Genomic DNA, 17,905 nt, shown 5'->3' on the forward strand with positions numbered 1-17,905 from the left:
CCTTCCCTGGTTCGCGGTGCTGCGATGCGGTGGCGGACCGAGGACTCAGTCCGCGCGGTCGGTGTCCCGGGCCGCCGGTCCGGCCTGTTCGCCCGGCTCCAGGCGGCGGCGCAGGCTCAGCGGGCGCATGTCGGTCCACACGTCCCTGATGTGGGCGAGGCAGTCGCTCTTCGGGCCGGTCCTGCCCGCGTCCGACCAGCCGGCCGGGTTGTCCCGGTCGGCGGGCCAAAGGGAGTACTGCTCCTCGTGGTTGACGACGACCTTGTACAGCCGGTCGTCGTCGGGCTGCTGCGTCATCCCCGTGACTCCTCTCTCGGTGGTGTCGGCTCGGTCCGTGGTGGGTGCACGGGCGGTGCGGCGGTGCGCTCGGGGTGGCGCTGCCGGATGGGTGTGAAGGCGGCCGCGGCGGCCACGGCCAGGAAGACCAGGGCCACGCCGGTCAGCGGGCCGCGCGTACCCAGCCGTCCGACCAGGGCGGTCAGCAGGGCCGCGCCGAGGGGTGCGAGGCTGCCGTGGATCGTCCAGAACGCGGAGGTGACGCGCCCGAGCAGGTGATCCGGGGTGACTTCCTGCCGAAGGGACATCGAGCAGACGCCGGCCAGCGCCATGCCGAAGGAGTACAGGAAGATCGCCACGGCCGCCGCGGGCACCTGCCCGAAGGTGCCGAGGGTCAGCGTCGCCACCGAGCACAGGGCCATCGAGCCGAGCCAGCAGCGGCCGAACCCCCAGGAACGGCGCAACCGGGCGGTGGCTGCGGCGGCCACGCAGGTGCCCACTCCGGCCAGGGCGAGGACGTAGCCGACCGTGCGTTCGTCCTGCTCCAGACCGTGTCTGAGGTGGTAGATGAACACGTCGGTCATGCCCAGGCTGAGGAATGTGGTGATCGTCAGCAGCACGGTCAGCGCCCGCAGCACCGGCGTACGCCACAAAAAGGCGGCGCCGGTGCGGAAGCCGGTGCGCAGATCGTGCGCGCGCCTCGTGGCAGCGGCCTGATCGTCGTCCGACGGCCGCTCGGTGGGCCTGAGCCTGATGAGGGCCAGGCCGAGGAGGGAGATCCCGAAGCTGCCCGCGTTGATCGCCACCGCGGCCGTGGGCCCGAAGAACCCGGCCACCACACCGGCCAGGGCGGGTCCGGCGATGTACGCGATCGCGTTGGTGGCCTCCAGACGGCCGTTGGCCGCGACGATCTGGTCCTTGTCGACGAGGTTGGGCACCGCGGTGACGTATGTGATCTTGAACAGCATCTCGAAGATCGAGGCCAGGCCCATGACCACGTACAGCAGCCAGATCTGCGGGCTCAGCGCCCAGCAGACCGGGATCGCCCCGTAGAGCACCAGACGGGCCCCGTCGCACAGCATCAGCAGCCGCCGCCGGTCGAACCGGTCGGCCCAGGCGCCACCCACGAGACCGGTGAGCAGCGCCGCGACGCCGGCGACGGCGGTCAGCAGCCCCATCTGCGCAGCCGAGCCGGTGGTGTGCAGCACCAGGAGCGGGACGGCCACCAGCGAGAAGGCGTTGCCGACCTCGGACAGCGCCTGTACCGCCCAGAAGACGGAGAAGTCCCGGTTGGACCAGAGCGAACGCGCGGGCATGGGAGGGTCTTCCGTCCGAGAGTTCATCGATGTGCTGTGTACGGCTCCGCCATGGCGACCGCTATCCGGCGGGGTCCGGTGAACGGCTCCCGGCCGTGGGAGACCAGCATGTTGTCGATCACCAGGACGTCGTCCTGCCGGTAGTCGAAGCGGGTCGAGGCGGCTCGGTAGCACGCCCGCAGATGGTCCATGACGTCGGCCGGTACGGCCCCGCCGTCGCCGTAGTAGGTCTGGCTGGGCAGGTTCTCCTCGCCCAGCATCTCCAGCAGTCCCAGCCGGGCGCTCTCCGGCAGGGTGCTGACGTGGAAGACGGTCGCGTGGTTGAACCACACGGGCTCGCCCGTCACCGGGTGTTGATGCACGGCATCCCGCACGGCCCGGGTCCGCAGCCCGCCGCCGGGCAGCCACTGCGCCTCGATGCCCTGCTCATGGCAGTATCGTTCGACCTCGGCGGGGTCGGTGGTGTTGAACGCTTCCTGCCAGGGCAGACCGACCAGGTCGCCGTAGTTGCGGACGACCATCCAGCCGCGCCGCGTGAACTCCCGGCGCACCTCCTCGTCGATGCTGTCGAGTACCCGACGGGTGTCGGCCAGCGGGGTGGCGCCCCCGGTCAGCGGCGGCCGGACGCAGTGGAAGAACAGTGTCAGCGGCCAACTCGCCTGGTACGAGTTCTCGTTGTGCAGAAAGATCTCTTCGCCCGGCGGGTAGTCGGTGGACGTGTAGACGTTCCCCTTGATCACACTGCGCGGTGAGGAGCGCTCCGTGTACGGCAGCGGTTCGCCGGACAGCGCGCGGACGATGTCGGCGAAGCCGTCGGGGCCCTCGACGTCGAAGCCCCGCAGCAGCACCGCGCCCCGTTCGCGCAGCGCTGTACGCACTTTCTCCCGGCCGGCGCGCAGTTGTTCGGCGGCCGGAACACCGTCCGACTCGACGAGGAGCGGAAGCAGCGGGGTCTCGGCGGTCATCGCGGTGCCTCCGACAGCAGCGGAAGCAGACGCCGGGCGCCGGCCGCGGTGGGCTCCTGCCGGGGCGGCTCCTCCGGTTCGCCGTCCGCCCCGGTCAGCACCAGGCTCATCACACGGCCGTTCTCCGTGAACAGGAACCGCTGTTCGGAGAGGTGGCCGAGGCGCCGCCGCAGGTCGTCCGGGCCTTCCGCCCAGTCCCGGGCCAGTTGGTCGGGTTTGGCGGGGGACGACAGTCGGTGCAGCAGCCGGGCGGTCGCCTCGTCGACCGGATGCACGCTGAGGACACCGGAGCGGGAGTCCCGGACGGCGAGCCGGCCGTCGTCGGTGGTGACCAGGCACAGCTCCCGGCGGGGCGCTTCGGGCTCGCCGTACCAGGCGTCGCGCCACTCGATGACCAGCCGGCTCAACTGGTCGTGCCACTCGACCGCGTTGAGCGTGTAAGGGGCGAGGTTCTGATCGGCGAAGAAGTACGCGAGGTCCGACAGCGCCTCCGCGCCGAAGGGGTAGGTGAGCGCGTAGTAGTCCACCGGTATGAGGTCGAGGCCGAAATCCTCACTCCGCTTGAAGTAGGGACTGAAGCGGTCGAAGCGCACCATGTACACGCCGTGCGGTGGTACGAGGTGGAAGAAGTCGCGCAGTTCCTCCACGTACTTGCGGTAGACGGCCGGGTCCTCGCCGGGGAATCCGATCAACAGGTTCCACTCGGGCTTGATGCCGAACTCGTTGCAGTGCTTGAGGAACTGCAGGTTCTGGAAGGCGGTGGTGCCCTTGCCCATGAGCTTGAGCGTGGAGGACGCCAGCGCCTCGATGCCGGGCTGCACGACGGTCACACCGGCGTCCGTCATCGCCTGCAGGACCTGGCGGCTCAGGGGCAGCTTGACCTCGTAGAAGATCGAGGTGCCGGCCGGCGGGTCGAGCCGCGGAAAGACGTCACGTGCGTAATTTCGCGGCATGACATTGTCCGTGCAGAACAGCGAGGTGTATTCGGGCGCGAACTCGAAAAGCCAGTTGAACTGCTGGACGGCGAGGTCGGGCGCCATGGCCCGGAAGGCCATGCTTTCGCCGTTCAGACCGCAGAAGGTGCAGTGTGAACGCTGTCCCCACCAGCAGCCACGGGACGTCTCGAAGAACAGCATCGGCTCACTGGTGCCGGTGCGACGCAGTTCCGGATGGTTGTCCAGGGCAGCGAAGAAGCTGTCGTAGTCGGGCAGGAAGAAATCATCGATGTCCCGTTCCGTGCCGATGGCCTTACGGAAGCGGGGGTCCCGGCAGTTGCGGCGGGAGAGGATCCCGGGGATGGTGTCGGCACGTTCCGGTTCACCGTCCAGCACGCACTGGATGAATTCCCCGAACGTGTTCAGAGCGGGGCCGGAGAAGACGAAGTCGACCGCCGGGACGTGCTCGGCGACGACCGCGCCCATGGGTGCCTCGCAGTTCGCACCGCCGAGCACGACGAGGGTCTTCGGGCTGCGCTCCTTGATCAGCCGGGCAAGCGCCATGCTGGGTACATGCTGGGCGAACATGGAGCTGAAGCCCACGATGTCGGCCTCGTCGAGCCGGTACCGGTCGATCAGCTCCTCGCAGAACCGCAGCAGCCCGTCACGGGCGCGCAGGATCTCGGCGCGGAAGCCCTCCCAGCGGGCGCCCCGGTAGTATCGCTGAAAGTATTCCGTGGCGGTGTCGGGCTCGCCCGGAAAGGCGATGTGCCTGAACAGCCAGTCCCCGATGCCAGTGTCGACGTGGTCGTGACTCACCGACAGGGATTCGTAGAGACGCGTTCCGAAATACTCGGCCATGTCCTGGTTCAGGTAGCACACGTGCGCTCGCGCCCGGCCGTTGAACTCCCGGTGTACGAGAGTCGACAACTGCCCCAAGGCGAATGATGGACGGTTCCAGTCGGCAAAAGGCATGTTCACCAGCGCGACACGCAACAACAACGACCTCCCGTGATCATTAACTGAAGCCTAAACTGAAATCTGCGCGGTCGGCAGAGGAGTTCTGGCCAACGGGAAAACCCTCCTCCGCATGCATGGCGTCCGGGCACGTCGGCGTTCCCACTCGCTCCCTCAGGGTGCGTTCACCGTGGTCGGCCGAGCTTTCATGGAGGACTTCAGGGTCCTCCCCCGGGCGGCCCGGCCCACTCGCCCCGGCCCACCGGAGGCACGCTTCTTGGCCAAGCCGACGGCCGCGGCCACACGGCATCCCCTCGGCCATCACGTCGGCTTCGCACGGCCCCTTCCCCATGGACCCGGCGCCGCCCGTCCGCTCACCGCGCCGACCGCCTCGCTCTGCGGGCTGGGCGTGGAGGCGGTGGTGGGGGATCCCCCTGCGACCGGTCGGCGTTCCTCCTGCGGCAGGGGCGCGTAAGGCAGGGGGTGTGGTCCCGGTTCGCCGTGCCCGAGCGGTCTTCCCGCTCGCCCTGTGCCGCACCCGGGTCGTCCGGGTGGCGAGCCTGCGGGAGTTCTTCGCCGGCATGGTCGTCATCGGCGCCGTTGTCCTGGCCCCGGGTGGCCCGTGCAGCTCATCGCGCCACAGGAGCAGTTGGGCCCGGCGGTCACCTCGGTGCGGTTCAGCCGGATGCCGGGCGGCGCCATCGACCACAGCCGTCCTCGGCACGGTCCTCGCCCGCTCGTACGCCTTGCACCTGCCCGAGGCGCTCAAGGACGCGCGGGGCGGCGAGCTGAGCGCCGCCCGGATCCGGGAACTGCCCGTGGACGTCCAGCCCCAGGTGGTCGACCCACTGGTGGCGGCCACCCACACCATGTCCCCCGGTCGGGGCGGGGATCCGGCGCTCGCGCTCGCCGTCACGTACTTCTTCCTGCCGGAGCCACGCCCAGCGAGCGGACCCCGGCAGCCGGCCCCGGCACGGCCCCCTGAGGACGGGCTGTGCGGCTGCCGGCCCCTCCCGGCCGGGAGGGGCGCGGTGCGGTGCCGTGTCGGGGCGGAAAGCGTCACCTCTTGGACAGGGTGATGCCCTTCTTCTCCAGCGCGTGGAAGCGGGGCAGGGGCAGGCCGCCCAGGCCGCCGACGGGGAACAGCTCCACGACGGTGGCCTCGACGTCCGCCTTGCCGTGCTTGAGGGTGCTCGGGGAGGGCTTGCTCCTGTTCGACCAGCGGTGCTCCTTGCCGTCGCACACGGCCATGGTGCCGCCGATGGCGTGGCGGACGGTGGAGTCGCTCTGGCCGATGGAGGAGCTCACGAAGGTGGGGCCGATGTTGTCGACGCAGTTGTAGGTACCGGAGACGGTGACGGTGCCGTCCGCGGACATCAGGGCCTTGTCGTCGATGGTCACGGTCTCCTTCGGGGCCACGCGAGCCTCGGGAGCCGAGGAGTCGGCGGGCGCCGACGGGGCGGCGACCAGCAGGAACAGGGCGGTGCAGGCGGCGGTGGCGAGGGCGGGGCGCGTGGCGAGAACACGGCGCAGATGCATGGGATGACCTCCCGGGTGGGCGGAGTGGGGCCTTCCACTGGTACCCGGCGGGTGCGCCCGCGGCCGTGACCGTCACCCCTTCGGTGGCGAGTCCGCCCCGGCCCTCGCGGATCGGCCGCCGCGGTGACCACGGCTCGTGCGCGGCTTGTCCGTGGCTTGTCCATGGGTTGTCCATGGGTTGTCCGCGTGTTCGGGCGGGCCGTTCCGATGAGTGCGGGGCCGGGGCGTGGTCTACCCATATGGCCGATCCACACGGCCCGTCCGTCCGATGTGGAGGTGCGCCATGTGTGCGCCATGTGTTCCCACCAGCCTTCGTGCCCGTTCTCCGACGGTCCCACCGCACATGTGGCGGCCGCACACCCCGAGCAGGGGTGGTGTGTCAACTGCACCTTCTTGACGCCGTTCGGCACTGCCCACCTGCGCAGCCAGCTGATGGAGGGGCTGTCCTGCCCCGCGTCGGCTCGGTCGTCCAGCTGAAAACCCGGCATCGCCGCATCGGCTACAGCGGCGACGAGCCTTTCGTCCCCGCTCCCGTCACGCGGTGCGCGGGCGCGGAGTCGAAGGCGGCACCGGTGCCGCTGCCGAGCACACCGCCAGGTCCCTTCGGGGACCTCTCCCGGGCCTCGGCCTCCGAGATCCTGCGCATCGTCGAGCAGGTCACCAAGGACCACCGGTCACATGCGCCTGAGCCGCGAGAATCGACCGCGCCCATGTCCCGTCCTCCGTGAGGTACGTATCCACCTTCAGACCCACTTCTGCGAGAGCCCCCTCGAACTGCTCCTTCGTCAGCGGCCGGGACACGAACGTCTGGGTCCATGTGGCGTCCGGAAATTCATACTCCGCGTACACCGAGTTCGCCCCATCACCGGTCGGCTCCGCCGACACGATCCGCATCGTGAAACCGCTGGGGTCGACACGCTCACGCGGCACATTCGTGTGCCAGTCCTCACCCTCCCGTTGGATCAGCACGCAGCCGCCCGCCGCGAGGTGCCGGACGCAGGCACGCAGCAGCGCACGCCGTACTTCCACGTCTCCGGCGTGCACGAGGAACGACGCAAGCATCACCACGTCGAACGTCTCGCCCAGGTCGAGGTCCTCGATCGCGCTGCGTACCACACGTGCCCCGCGAATGCGATCGAGCATCTCCTGGGACTCGTCCACCGCAGTCACCGTGAATCCCCGCTCCAGGAGCGGGTGGGTCACGCGCCCCACACCACAACCCAGCTCCAGGATGTGGGCACCCGGCGGCACGGCACCGGCGACGATGTCCGGCTCGGCCCCGACCGGCAGCCGCGAGTACAACTCGACCGCGCAGCCGTCCGGCGTGATCGCCCCGGGCCCCGTCCCCTGATGTCCCGCTCGCACATTCAGCTCCATGCCTGTCCAACGGTCCGGGCCGCGCCGCAGTTTCCCTGCCCCGCCTGTTTCCGCGTCGGACTCGAAACGGGAAACACCTCCGCAGAACGCGCCCTTGCGGAGGACGTCCGCAGCGAGCCCGCGGCCACGGGGCCGACGACAGCCGGACCTACGGCAGCACGGCGAACCCGTCCAGCTCCACCATCGCCTGCTCGTCCCACAGCCGCACGACCTCGACGACCGCCATCGCCGGATAGTCCCGTCCGGCCGACTGCCGCCAGATGCGGCCCAGTTCTGCGGCCTGGGCGCGGTACGCGGCGACGTCGGTGGCGTAGACGGTGACCCGCGCGAGGTCGGCCGGGGTGCCGCCGGCCGCCGCCAGGGCGGTCAGCAGATTCGACAGCGCCCTCTCGAACTGTTCCGGCAGTGTCCGCCCGACCACCTTGCCGTCGGCGTCGAGGGCGGTCTGGCCGGCCAGGAAGACGACGCGTGAGCCGGTGGCGAGGACGGCGTGCGAGAAGCCCGTGGGCGGGGAGAGGGCGGGCGGGTTGATGCGCTCGGCGGTCACGAGGCGGCCTTCCTCTGCGCGTACAACTCCTTGGCGATGATGCCGCGTTGCACCTCGCTCGCCCCCTCGTACACGCGCGGTGCGCGGACCTCGCGGTAGAGGTGCTCCAGGAGGTGGCCGCGGCGCAGGGCGCGGGCGCCGTGCAGTTGAACGGCCTTGTCGACGACGTACTGCGCGGTCTCGGTGGCGAGCAGTTTCGCCATCGCCGCGCGCTTGGGCACGTCCGGCGCGCCTTCGTCGTACGCCGTGGCCGCCGCGTACACCATGAGCCGGGCCGCGTCCGTACGCAGTGCCATCTCCGCGACCTGGTGGGCGACCGTCTGGAGGTCCTTCAACTTGCCGCCGAACGCGTCCCGTCGGGCGGTGTGGGCGAGGGTCGCGTCGAGGGCGGCCTGGGCCATGCCGACGGCGAAGGCGCCGACGCTGGGGCGGAAGAGGTTGAGGGTGCCCATCGCGACCTTGAAGCCCCGGTCGGGCTCGCCGAGGACGTCGTCGGCGTCGACGGGGACGGCGTCGAAGGTGAGGGCGCCGATGGGGTGCGGGGAGAGCATGTCCAGGCCGGCTCCGGTGAGGCCGGGGCGGTCGGCGGGGACCAGGAAGGCGGTGACGCCGCGGGCGCCGGCGCCGGGGGTGGTGCGGGCGAAGACGGTGTAGAAGTCGGCCTCCGGGGCGTTGGAGATCCAGCACTTCTCGCCGGTGAGTCGCCAGCGGGCGGGGCCGTCGGGGTGGGCGAGCGGTGTCCCGCCCGGCCCGGTGCCGTCCTGCTCCGCGCGCAACTCCAGTGCCGCCGCGTCCGAGCCCGCCCCCGGCTCGCTGAGGGCGAAGGCCGCCACCGCGGTGCCCTCGGCCACCCGGGGCAGCCAGCGCTCGCGCTGGGCCGGGGTGCCATGGGCGTGGACCGGATGAGCGCCGAGGCCCTGCAGGGCGAGCGCGGTCTCCGCCTCCGTGCAGGCGTACGCGAGCGACTCGCGCATCAGGCACAGGTCGACCGCGCCGGAGGTGAACAGCCGCTTCAGCAGGCCGGTCTCACCGAGGGCGGCGACCAGTGGGCGGTTGACGTGCCCGGGTTCGCCCTTCTCCGCGAGCGGGGCCAGTCGCTCGGCGGCCAGGGCTCGGAGCTCGGCACACCAGGCGGTCTGCGGTGGATCGAGCGAGAATGCGGGCATTGCCGACCTCCCTGCGGGACCGCGTGACGGACCCTCTGGACGGACCTCCTCGACGGACCACCTCGACGATATCGCGCATCATTGACTGTCGTCACCAAGACGATACGCTCCCTGGTGCGAGCCCACCAGGACGCCCACGAGGCAGCCCACAAGGCAAGGGGGCGAAACCGCCATGGCAGGTCAGCACCGCTCCGCGCACGTCGACACCTTCGCCCGCGACCATCTGCCGCCGCCCGAGCAGTGGCCCGAGCTCCGCTTCGACCTGCCGGGGCTGCGCTACCCCGAACGGCTCAACGCCGCCGCCGAACTGCTCGACGGCCCCGACGCCGAGCGGCCCGTCTTCCACACACGGTCCGGCGACACATGGACGTACGGCACACTGCGCGCCCGCGTGGACCGGATCGCCCACCTGCTCGCCGGCGACCTCGGGGTCGTCCCGGGCAACCGGGTGCTGCTGCGCGGCCCGACGTCGCCGTGGCTTGCCGCCTGCTGGCTCGCGGTGCTGAAGGCGGGCGCGGTGGCCGTCACGGTGCTGGCCCAGCAGCGGCCGCACGAACTGCGCACCATGTGCGAGATCGCCCAGGTGCGGCACGCGCTGTGCGACGTCCGGGCCGTGGACGACCTCGCCAAGGCCGAGATGCCCGGGCTGCGGATCACGACCTACGGCGGCGACACCCCCGACGACCTGCTGCGCCGGCCCGCCCCTCGAACGCCCTACGCCACCGCGGACACGGCCGCCGACGACGTCGCGCTCATCGCCTTCACGTCCGGCACCACCGGACGGCCCAAGGGATGTATGCACTTCCACCGGGATGTACTCGCGATAGCCGACACCTTCTCCGATCATGTGCTGCGACCACATGTGGGCGATGTCTTCGCCGGCAGTCCCCCGCTGGGCTTCACCTTCGGTCTCGGCGGGTTGGTGGTCTTCCCGATGCGGGTCGGGGCCAGCGCCCTGCTCCTCGAACAGGCCGGCCCCAAGCAGTTGCTGCCGGCGATCGCCGAGCACCGGGTGTCCGTGCTGTTCACGGCGCCGACGGCATACCGCGCGATGCTCGACGAGCTGCACTCGTACGACATCTCGTCGCTGCGTCGCTGTGTCTCCGCGGGCGAGAACCTGCCCTCCGCCACCTGGCGGGCCTGGCACGAGCGGACCGGGCTGCGCATCATCAACGGCATCGGTGCCACCGAACTGCTGCACATCTTCATCTCCGCGGCCGACGAGCACATCAGGCCCGGCACGACCGGGGTGCCGGTACCGGGGTGGCAGGCGCGCGTGGTGGACGCGCAGGGCCGCGAGCAGCCCGACGGCGAGCCGGGGCTGCTCGCGGTGCGCGGGCCGGTCGGCTGCCGCTACCTCGCCGACGCCCGGCAGCGCGAGTACGTGCGGGACGGCTGGAACATCACCGGCGACACCTACGTCCGGGAGAGTGACGGCTACTTCCGCTATGTCGCCCGCGCGGACGACATGATCATCTCGGCCGGGTACAACATCGCGGGCCCGGAGGTCGAGGAGGCGCTGCTGCGCCACCCCGACGTGCTGGAGACGGCCGTGGTGGGCCGGCCCGACGAGGCACGCGGACAGGTCGTGGTGGCATACGCGGTGCTCAGAGAGGGTGCGCGCCGGGACCCGGAGGCGCTGCGCGCGTTCGTCAAGGCGGAGCTGGCGCCGTACAAGTGCCCGCGCGAGATCGTCTTCCTTGACGCCCTGCCGCGCACCGCCACCGGCAAGCTGCAGAGGTTCAGGCTGCGCGAGGCCGGTGACCCGTCAGGTGACCAGGAGTGACCCGTACGACTTAAGATGATCAACGTGTCCGACCAGCATGCACCACGGTCTCTCATCGTCACGCTCTACGGCGCCTACGGCCGCCACATGCCCGGCCCGGTGCCGGTCGCCGAGCTGATCAGACTTCTTGCCGCGGTCGGCGTGGACGCGCCCTCGGTGCGTTCCTCGGTGTCCCGGCTGAAGCGGCGCGGGCTGCTGCTGCCGGCCCGTACCGCGCAGGGCGCCGCGGGGTACGAACTGTCCCCGGACGCCCGCCAGTTGCTCGACGACGGTGACCGCCGCATCTACACCGCCGTGCCGCCCGAGGACGAGGGCTGGGTGCTCGCGGTGTTCTCGGTACCGGAGTCGGAGCGGCAGAAGCGGCACGTGCTGCGCTCCCGGCTGGCCGGCCTCGGCTTCGGGACGGCGGCCCCGGGTGTGTGGATCGCGCCGGCGCGGCTGTTCGAGGAGGCACGGCACACCTTGCAGCGGCTGCGCCTGGAGGAGTACGTCGACTTCTTCCGGGGTGAGCATCTCGGCTTCACGCCGACCGCGGAGGCCGTGGCGCGCTGGTGGGACCTGGCCGCGATCGCCAAGGAGCACGAGGAGTTCCTCGACCGGCACGCGCGTGTGCTGCACGACTGGGAACGGCGGCGGGACACCCCGCCCGAGGCCGCCTACCGCGACTACCTGCTCGCCCTGGACTCCTGGCGCCACCTCCCCTACACCGATCCCGGGCTGCCCGCCCGGCTGCTGCCCGGGGACTGGCCCGGCGCGCGGTCGGCCGCCGTCTTCCGAGGGCTGCACGAACGGCTGCGCGACGCGGGGGCGACGTACGCCGGTCTGTGACCTCGGGAGTCAACCGCCCAGGGCGAGGCGGGGCTTGGGGGCGTCCGTACGTCCGGTCCGGGGGCGGCGGCTGCCCGCGCGGTACGGGGCGGGCCAGACGACGCCCGGGCCCTCGTAGCCCTGCTCGGCCGCCGCGTGCAGCGTCCAGTGCGGGTCGTAGAGGTGCGGCCGGGCCAGGGCGCACAGGTCCGTACGGCCCGCCAGGATCAGCGAGTTGACGTCGTCCCAGGAGGAGATCGCGCCCACGGCGATGACCGGCAGGCCGGTCTCGTGCCGGATCCGGTCCGCGTACGGCGTCTGGTACGACCGCCCGAACTCGGGCTGTTCGTCGGCCACGACCTGCCCGGTCGACACGTCGACGGCGTCGGCGCCGTGCGCGGCGAAGGCGCGGGCGATCTCGACGGCGTCCTCGGCGGTGGTGCCGCCCTCGGCCCAGTCGGTGGCGGAGATACGGACGGTCATGGGCCGTTCCTCCGGCCACACGGCGCGTACGGCGTCGAAGACCTCCAGCGGGAAGCGCAGCCGTCCGCCGAGGGAACCGCCGTAGGCGTCCGTGCGGTGGTTGGTCAGCGGGGACAGGAAGCCGGAGAGCAGATAGCCGTGCGCGCAGTGCAGTTCGAGGAGGTCGAAGCCGGCGCGGGCGGCACGCCAGGCGGCGCCCGTGAACTGCTCGCGGATGTCGGTGAGTTGGGCACGGCTGAGCTCGCGCGGAGTCTGGCTGTGCGGCTTGTAGGGGATCGCGGACGCGGCCACGAGCGGCCAGTTGCCGTCCTCCAGGGGCTCGTCGATGCCCTCCCACATCAGCTTGGTCGATCCCTTGCGCCCGCTGTGACCCAGCTGCACCCCGATCGCGGTACCGGGCGCCTGGGAGTGCACGAACCGGACGATCCGCTTCCAGGCTTCGGCCTGGCGTCCGGTGTAGAGGCCGGCGCAGCCGGGGGTGATCCGCCCCTCGGGACTGACGCACACCATCTCGGTCATCACCAGGCCGGCTCCGCCGAGGGCGCGGGCGCCGAGGTGGACGAGGTGGAAGTCGCCGGGGACGCCGTCCGTGGCCGAGTACATGTCCATCGGGGACACGACGACGCGGTTGCGCAGGGTCAGGCCGCGCAGCCGCAGCGGGGTGAACATCGGGGGCGTGCCCGGCGGGCAGCCGAAGTCGCGCTCCACGGACTCGGTGAAGCGGGCGTCGCGCAGGCGCAGGTTGTCGTGGGTGACGCGGCGGCTGCGGGTGAGCAGGTTGAAGGCGAACTGGCGGGACGGCTGGTCGAGGTAGAGGCCGAGGTTCTCGAACCACTCCAGGCTGGCGCGGGCGGCGCGCTGCGTGGAGGCGACGACCGGCTTGCGCTCGGCTTCGTACGCGGTCAACGCGCTCGCGATGTCGGGCTGTTCCTCCAGGCAGGCCGCGAGCGCGAGGGCGTCCTCGACGGCGAGCTTGGTGCCGGAGCCGATGGAGAAGTGGGCGGTGTGGGCGGCGTCGCCGAGCAGCACGATGTTGCCGTGCGACCAGCGTTCGTTGACGACGGTGCGGAAGGTCGTCCAAGCCGACTTGTTGGACTTGAGCGCGCGTCCGCCGAGCGCGTCGGCGAAGATCTTGGCGCAGCGCGCGACCGACTCCTGTTCGTCGAGTTCGTCGAACCCGGCGGCGCGCCACACCTCTTCCCGCATCTCGACGATGACGGTGGAGGCGTCGGCCGCGTAGGGGTAGCCGTGCAGTTGCATCACGCCGTGTTCGGTCTCGGCGATCTCGAAGCGGAAGGCGTCGAAGGCGAAGTCCGCGGCCAGCCAGATGTAGCGGCAGTGGTGCTCGGCCACATGGGGGCGGAACACATGGCGGTAGGCCTCGCGGGTGGCGCTGTGCACACCGTCGGCGGCGATGACGAGGTCGTGTGTCTCTGCCAGCCGGGCGGCGTGCGGGGCTTCGGCGCGGAAGCGGAGTGACACGCCGAGGGCGCGGCAGCGGTCGTGCAGGATCTGCAGGAGTCGTTTTCTGCCGAGCGCGGCGAAACCGTGGCCGCCGGAGGTGTGGCGGACCTGCCGGTGGACGATGTCGATGTCGTCCCAGCGGGTGAAGTGCGCCTGGAGTGCCTTGTGGACGACGGGGTCGGCGTGTTCGATGCCGCCGAGGGTCTCGTCGGAGAGGACGACTCCGAAGCCGAAGGTGTCGTCGGGGGCGTTGCGTTCCCAGACGGTGATGTCGCGGGACGGGTCGAGACGCTTCAGCAACGCCGCCGCGTAGAGACCCCCGGGGCCGCCGCCGACGACCGCGACTCGAAGGGGGCGGGTTCGGCTCTGTCCGGTCGGCACCGTCACCGCCCCCTCCATTTGGGAGGCCGCTTCTGCGTGAAGGCCGCGTGGAACTCCGCGTAGTCCTCGCCGTTCATCAGCAGGGCCTGGGTCGAGGCGTCCATCTCGACGGCTGCCGCCAGTGGCATGTCCAGCTCGGCCGTCAGCAGCGCCTTCGTCTGGGCGAACGCCAGGGCGGGACCGTCGGCGAGGCGTCGGGCCAGGGACCGGGCGGCCTCGTCCGCCTTCCCCTCCTGCGTGAGCTCGCTGATCAGGCCGATGCGCTCGGCCTCCGGTGCACGGACCGGTTCGCCCAGCATGAGCAGGCGGGTCGCGTGGCCCAGGCCCACGACCCTGGGCAGCAGGTACGCGGCGCCCATGTCGCCGCCGGACAGTCCGACCCGGGTGAAGAGGAAGGCGAAGCGGGCGCTGGGGTCGGCGACCCGGAAGTCGGCCGCGAGCGCCAGGACCGCCCCGGCTCCCGCCGCCACTCCGTGCACGGCCGCGATCACCGGGAACGGACATTCCCGTACGGCCCGCACGACCTGTCCGGTCATCCGGTTGAAGTCGAGGAGCTGTGCGGTGTCCATGGACAGCGTCGCGCCGATGATGTCGTCCACGTCGCCGCCGGAGCAGAAGCCGCGGCCCTCGCCGGCCAGCACCAGGGCCCGCACCGCCTTCTCACGGGAGAGCTCGGCGAGCAGGTCGCGCAGGTCGGCGTAGGCGCCGAAGGTGAGCGCGTTGAGCTTCTCGGGCCGGGCGAGGGTGACGGTGGCGACGCCGTCGGCATGCTCGACCCGCAGATGCTCCCAGTCGGAGGTACGGGCGGCGGAGCCGGTGAAGGGACTCATGACGTGCGGCCTCCTCGGGCGGGACGGCGGGCACTGGCTCATTGAGCCTTACCCCTCCGACGCTATCACCGAACTTTGACCGCCGTCACTTATGCGCAATAGGGCGGGTCGGGCCCGACCCGATCCCGTCACATCCGTCACGGCTCGTCGACACCCAGGTAACGACGGGATCAGCCGTGCTGGGCGGGCCGTTCACCCGGGTAAGCCGCCCAGCAGTCGGGGCCGCAGGTCCCGAACGGTGCCCGTCGGACGTCACTGCCGGGGGGCGCCGTACCATTCATCAGGTTGAAAGCAGGACTGCCTGCTCATGAACGGACCCGCCTTGCAAGATCGCCCCCCGGCCTCCGCCTCCTGGCGTATCGCACTGCCGCACACCGCCGCGGCCGTGCCCGTCGCGCGCGCACTGGTCCGTACGGCGCTGGCCGAGCTGGAGCACTCCGCCGACAGCGACACCGCGGAGTTGCTGACGGCGGAGCTGGTGGCGAACGCCGTGGAGCACACCGGGGGCGACGGCCCGATAGAGCTCGTGGTGGAGCTGCTGCCGTCGGGCTGCCAGGTCGAGGTGCACGACGCCGACCCGGCGCCGCCCGGCGATCTGACCCGGCCGGTCGCGGGCGAGCCCGACCCGTGGCAGGAGCACGGCCGCGGGCTGCTGCTGATCCGTGCCCTCAGTTCGTCCTGCGGCCATCGCCCGACCGACTCCGGCAAGGCGGTGTGGTTCCGGCTGCCGGTCGTGCCGGCTCAGCGCCGTCCGGCGTGACGCCGGCTCACGCCAGCGTCGCCACCAGCACGGCCTTGATGGTGTGCATCCGGTTCTCCGCCTCGTCGAAGACCACGGAGTGAGCGGACTCGAACACCTCGTCCGTGACCTCCAGCGACTGAAGCCCATGGCTTTCGAAGATCTCCCGCCCGACCTTCGTGCCGAGGTCGTGGAAGGCGGGCAGGCAGTGCAGGAACTTGACGTCCGGGTTGCCCGTGGCGCGCAGCACGTCCATGGTCACGGCGTACGGGCCGAGGGCGGCGATCCGCTCGTCCCAGACCTCCTTGGGCTCTCCCATGGAGACCCAGACGTCGGTGGCGACGAAGTCGGCGCCCGCCACCCCCTCCTCGACCGCCTCGGTGAGGGTGACGCGCGCACCGCTGGTCTCGGCGAGTTCCCGGGCCCGGTCCACGATCTCCTGGGCCGGCCAGTAGGTCTTCGGGGCGACGATGCGTACGTCCATGCCGAGCAGCGCTCCGGTGATCAGGTACGAGTTGCCCATGTTGAAGCGGGCGTCGCCCAGGTAGGCGTAGGAGATCTCCTTGAGCGGCCTGGCGCTGTGCTCGGTCATGGTGAGGACGTCGGCCAGCATCTGGGTGGGGTGCCAGTCGTCGGTCAGACCGTTGTAGACGGGCACGCCCGCGTACGCCGCCAGCTCCTCCACCTTGGCCTGGCTGTCCCCGCGGTACTCGATCCCGTCGTACATCCGGCCCAGCACGCGCGCGGTGTCCCTCACGGACTCCTTGTGGCCGATCTGCGAGCCGGACGGGTCGAGGTACGTCGTCGAGGCGCCCTGGTCGGCCGCCGCGACCTCGAACGCGCAGCGGGTGCGCGTCGAGGTCTTCTCGAAGATCAGCGCGATGTTCCTGCCCCGCAGGTACCGCGTCTCGGCGCCCCCCTTCTTCGCGGCCTTCAGCTCGGCGGCCAGCTCGACCAGCCCGCGGAACTCCTGCTCGGTGAAGTCGAGCTCCTTGAGGAAGTGGCGGCCGGCGAGGGCGGTCGGGACAGTCGCCATGAGGGGCGCTCCAGAGATGCGGCAACAAAGACCCTGGAAGTCTATACGAGCTTCAGAATTTCTATACGGCCGCCCGTTCGACCGGGCAGCTCATGCAGCGCGGGCCGCCCCTCCCCCGCCCCAGCTCGCTGCCCGGGATCTCGATCACCTCGATGCCCTGCTTGCGCAGATGGGTGTTGGTGGTCGAGTTGCGTTCGTAGGCGACGACGACGCCCGGCTCGACGGCGAGGACGTTGCAGCCGTCGTCCCACTGCTCACGTTCGGCCGCGTGGACGTCCTGGGTCGCGGTCAGGACGCGGATCTCGCTCAGCCCGAGGGCGGCGGCGATCGCGCGGTGCATGTGCTCCGGCGGGTGGTCGGTGACCTTCAGCTCCTTGTCGCCGGCGCCCGGTTCGATGGTGTAGGAGCGGAGCATGCCGAGCCCGGCGTACTGGGTGAAGACGTCCCCGTCGACCATCGTCATCACGGTGTCCAGATGCATGAGGGCGCGGCGCTTGGGCATGTCGAGGGCCACGATCGTCTGGGCCGACCCGGCGGCGAACAGCTTGTGGGCGAGCATCTCGACGGCCTGGGGCGTGGTCCGCTCGCTCATCCCGATCAGCACCGCGCCGTTGCCGATGACCAGGACGTCGCCGCCCTCGATGGTGGAGGGGTAGTCGGCCTGCCCCTCGGACCAGAAGTGGAACGTTTCGTCGCGGAACAGCGGATGGTGCCGGTAGATCGCCTCGAAGTGCACGGTCTCGCGATGGCGGGCCGGCCAGCGCATGGCGTTGACGGAGACGCCGTCGTAGATCCAGGCGGAGGTGTCACGGGTGAAGAGGTGATTGGGCAGGGGCGCGAGAAGGAAGTCGTCGAGCTCCATGACATGGAAGCGCACGGAGGTCGGCTCGGGGTGCACCTCCAGGAACTCCCGCTTGGTCATGCCGCCGACGAGGGCCTCGGCCAGCTCGCGCGCGGGCAGGCCCTCGAAGGCGGCGCGGAGGTGGTCCGTGGCGAGCACCCCGTACTCCTTCTCGTCGAAGACCCGGTCGAGGACCAGCCGTCTGGCCGCCGGGATCTCCAGGGCCTCGGTGAGCAGGTCGCCGAAGAGGTGGACGGCGACCCCGCGGTCACGCAGGACGTCGGCGAAGCCGTCGTGCTCGGCGCGCGCCCGGCGCACCCACAGCACGTCGTCGAAGAGGAGCGCGTCCTTGTTGCTGGGGGTGAGCCTTTTGAGCTCCAGATCCGGCCGGTGCAGGATGACGCGGCGCAGCCGCCCGGCCTCGGAGTCGACATGGAATCCCATGCCTCCATCCTGACCA

General features: G+C 71.0%; 17 protein-coding genes. 4 read left to right on the top strand and 13 right to left on the bottom strand.

Annotation, left to right across the window (positions count from 1 at the left end):
• Positions 1-45: 45 nt before the first annotated feature.
• From ACWCPI_RS01240 to ACWCPI_RS01265, 6 genes are all read right to left on the bottom strand, one after another.
• Entirely contained in the window at positions 46-297 is a 252-nt protein-coding gene (locus ACWCPI_RS01240) for an MbtH family protein (protein WP_451036122.1), read from the bottom strand.
• Complete coding sequence (locus tag ACWCPI_RS01245; protein ID WP_451036123.1) at positions 294-1,592, bottom strand: MFS transporter; 1,299 nt, start codon at positions 1,590-1,592, stop codon at positions 294-296. Before ACWCPI_RS01245 ends, ACWCPI_RS01240 begins: the two co-directional genes overlap by 4 nt.
• A gap of 23 nt (positions 1,593-1,615) precedes the next feature.
• On the bottom strand, positions 1,616-2,557 hold the full coding sequence (locus ACWCPI_RS01250; RefSeq protein WP_451036124.1) for a TauD/TfdA family dioxygenase: 942 nt from the start codon (positions 2,555-2,557) through the stop codon (positions 1,616-1,618).
• Positions 2,554-4,473 (bottom strand): RiPP maturation radical SAM C-methyltransferase, encoded by a 1,920-nt coding sequence (locus ACWCPI_RS01255; RefSeq protein WP_451036351.1) that lies wholly within the window; start codon positions 4,471-4,473, stop codon positions 2,554-2,556. The genes ACWCPI_RS01250 and ACWCPI_RS01255 overlap by 4 nt, the downstream gene beginning before the upstream one ends.
• Before the next feature lie 653 nt (positions 4,474-5,126).
• Positions 5,127-5,315 (bottom strand): hypothetical protein, encoded by a 189-nt coding sequence (locus tag ACWCPI_RS01260; RefSeq protein WP_451036125.1) that lies wholly within the window; start codon positions 5,313-5,315, stop codon positions 5,127-5,129.
• Between the two features lie 193 nt (positions 5,316-5,508).
• The gene (locus ACWCPI_RS01265) at positions 5,509-5,988 is read right to left on the bottom strand and encodes a DUF6299 family protein (protein ID WP_451036126.1); all 480 of its coding nucleotides are present in this window, start codon (positions 5,986-5,988) and stop codon (positions 5,509-5,511) included.
• A 294-nt stretch (positions 5,989-6,282) separates the two neighbouring features.
• Here ACWCPI_RS01265 and ACWCPI_RS01270 point away from each other — a divergent pair, with 294 nt between their 5' ends.
• Positions 6,283-6,465, top strand: a complete 183-nt coding sequence (locus ACWCPI_RS01270) for a DUF5999 family protein (RefSeq protein ID WP_451036127.1) — start codon at positions 6,283-6,285, stop codon at positions 6,463-6,465.
• A 180-nt stretch (positions 6,466-6,645) separates the two neighbouring features.
• On the opposite strand, the gene ACWCPI_RS01275 is transcribed toward ACWCPI_RS01270, so the two are convergent.
• From ACWCPI_RS01275 to ACWCPI_RS01285, 3 genes are all read right to left on the bottom strand, one after another.
• The gene (locus ACWCPI_RS01275; RefSeq protein WP_451036128.1) at positions 6,646-7,365 is read right to left on the bottom strand and encodes a class I SAM-dependent methyltransferase; all 720 of its coding nucleotides are present in this window, start codon (positions 7,363-7,365) and stop codon (positions 6,646-6,648) included.
• 148 nt (positions 7,366-7,513) lie between these two features.
• Positions 7,514-7,912 (bottom strand): RidA family protein, encoded by a 399-nt coding sequence (locus tag ACWCPI_RS01280; protein WP_451036129.1) that lies wholly within the window; start codon positions 7,910-7,912, stop codon positions 7,514-7,516.
• Complete coding sequence (locus ACWCPI_RS01285) at positions 7,909-9,078, bottom strand: acyl-CoA dehydrogenase family protein (protein ID WP_451036130.1); 1,170 nt, start codon at positions 9,076-9,078, stop codon at positions 7,909-7,911. Before ACWCPI_RS01285 ends, ACWCPI_RS01280 begins: the two co-directional genes overlap by 4 nt.
• Before the next feature lie 172 nt (positions 9,079-9,250).
• On the opposite strand from ACWCPI_RS01285, the gene ACWCPI_RS01290 reads away from it, so the two are divergent.
• Both ACWCPI_RS01290 and ACWCPI_RS01295 read left to right on the top strand, forming a co-directional pair.
• Positions 9,251-10,864 carry an AMP-binding protein gene (locus ACWCPI_RS01290; RefSeq protein ID WP_451036131.1) on the top strand — a complete coding sequence of 538 codons (1,614 nt, stop codon included), beginning with the start codon at positions 9,251-9,253 and terminating at the stop codon, positions 10,862-10,864.
• A gap of 15 nt (positions 10,865-10,879) precedes the next feature.
• On the top strand, positions 10,880-11,692 hold the full coding sequence (locus ACWCPI_RS01295; RefSeq protein ID WP_451036132.1) for a PaaX family transcriptional regulator: 813 nt from the start codon (positions 10,880-10,882) through the stop codon (positions 11,690-11,692).
• Positions 11,693-11,701: 9 nt separating this feature from the next.
• Here the strand turns inward: ACWCPI_RS01295 and ACWCPI_RS01300 are convergent, their stop codons facing one another.
• Both ACWCPI_RS01300 and ACWCPI_RS01305 read right to left on the bottom strand, forming a co-directional pair.
• Positions 11,702-14,017, bottom strand: coding sequence for a bifunctional salicylyl-CoA 5-hydroxylase/oxidoreductase (locus tag ACWCPI_RS01300; RefSeq protein ID WP_451036133.1), 2,316 nt, complete (start codon positions 14,015-14,017; stop codon positions 11,702-11,704).
• Complete coding sequence (locus ACWCPI_RS01305; RefSeq protein ID WP_019756463.1) at positions 14,002-14,829, bottom strand: enoyl-CoA hydratase family protein; 828 nt, start codon at positions 14,827-14,829, stop codon at positions 14,002-14,004. Before ACWCPI_RS01305 ends, ACWCPI_RS01300 begins: the two co-directional genes overlap by 16 nt.
• A gap of 307 nt (positions 14,830-15,136) precedes the next feature.
• Between ACWCPI_RS01305 and ACWCPI_RS01310 the strand changes: the two genes are divergently transcribed.
• The gene (locus tag ACWCPI_RS01310; RefSeq protein WP_451036134.1) at positions 15,137-15,589 is read left to right on the top strand and encodes an ATP-binding protein; all 453 of its coding nucleotides are present in this window, start codon (positions 15,137-15,139) and stop codon (positions 15,587-15,589) included.
• A 7-nt stretch (positions 15,590-15,596) separates the two neighbouring features.
• On the opposite strand, the gene argF is transcribed toward ACWCPI_RS01310, so the two are convergent.
• Together argF and ACWCPI_RS01320 are read right to left on the bottom strand one after the other, a co-directional pair.
• Positions 15,597-16,604 (bottom strand): ornithine carbamoyltransferase, encoded by a 1,008-nt coding sequence (gene argF, locus ACWCPI_RS01315; RefSeq protein WP_451036135.1) that lies wholly within the window; start codon positions 16,602-16,604, stop codon positions 15,597-15,599.
• 61 nt (positions 16,605-16,665) lie between these two features.
• On the bottom strand, positions 16,666-17,889 hold the full coding sequence (locus ACWCPI_RS01320; RefSeq protein ID WP_451036136.1) for an arginine deiminase: 1,224 nt from the start codon (positions 17,887-17,889) through the stop codon (positions 16,666-16,668).
• Positions 17,890-17,905: the final 16 nt, after the last annotated feature.

The organism is Streptomyces sp. NPDC001920 (genome assembly GCF_053594495.1).

Coding starts and splice junctions, on each gene's coding strand:
- ACWCPI_RS01270 (WP_451036127.1), top strand. CDS start 6,283: ATGTGTTCCCACCAGCCTTCGTGCCCGTTCTCCGACGGTCCCACCGCA.
- ACWCPI_RS01320 (WP_451036136.1), bottom strand. CDS start 17,889: ATGGGATTCCATGTCGACTCCGAGGCCGGGCGGCTGCGCCGCGTCATC.
- ACWCPI_RS01250 (WP_451036124.1), bottom strand. CDS start 2,557: ATGACCGCCGAGACCCCGCTGCTTCCGCTCCTCGTCGAGTCGGACGGT.
- ACWCPI_RS01305 (WP_019756463.1), bottom strand. CDS start 14,829: ATGAGTCCCTTCACCGGCTCCGCCGCCCGTACCTCCGACTGGGAGCAT.
- ACWCPI_RS01275 (WP_451036128.1), bottom strand. CDS start 7,365: ATGGAGCTGAATGTGCGAGCGGGACATCAGGGGACGGGGCCCGGGGCG.
- ACWCPI_RS01295 (WP_451036132.1), top strand. CDS start 10,880: ATGATCAACGTGTCCGACCAGCATGCACCACGGTCTCTCATCGTCACG.
- ACWCPI_RS01290 (WP_451036131.1), top strand. CDS start 9,251: ATGGCAGGTCAGCACCGCTCCGCGCACGTCGACACCTTCGCCCGCGAC.
- ACWCPI_RS01300 (WP_451036133.1), bottom strand. CDS start 14,017: ATGGAGGGGGCGGTGACGGTGCCGACCGGACAGAGCCGAACCCGCCCC.
- ACWCPI_RS01310 (WP_451036134.1), top strand. CDS start 15,137: ATGAACGGACCCGCCTTGCAAGATCGCCCCCCGGCCTCCGCCTCCTGG.
- argF (WP_451036135.1), bottom strand. CDS start 16,604: ATGGCGACTGTCCCGACCGCCCTCGCCGGCCGCCACTTCCTCAAGGAG.
- ACWCPI_RS01285 (WP_451036130.1), bottom strand. CDS start 9,078: ATGCCCGCATTCTCGCTCGATCCACCGCAGACCGCCTGGTGTGCCGAG.
- ACWCPI_RS01265 (WP_451036126.1), bottom strand. CDS start 5,988: ATGCATCTGCGCCGTGTTCTCGCCACGCGCCCCGCCCTCGCCACCGCC.
- ACWCPI_RS01240 (WP_451036122.1), bottom strand. CDS start 297: ATGACGCAGCAGCCCGACGACGACCGGCTGTACAAGGTCGTCGTCAAC.
- ACWCPI_RS01245 (WP_451036123.1), bottom strand. CDS start 1,592: ATGCCCGCGCGTTCGCTCTGGTCCAACCGGGACTTCTCCGTCTTCTGG.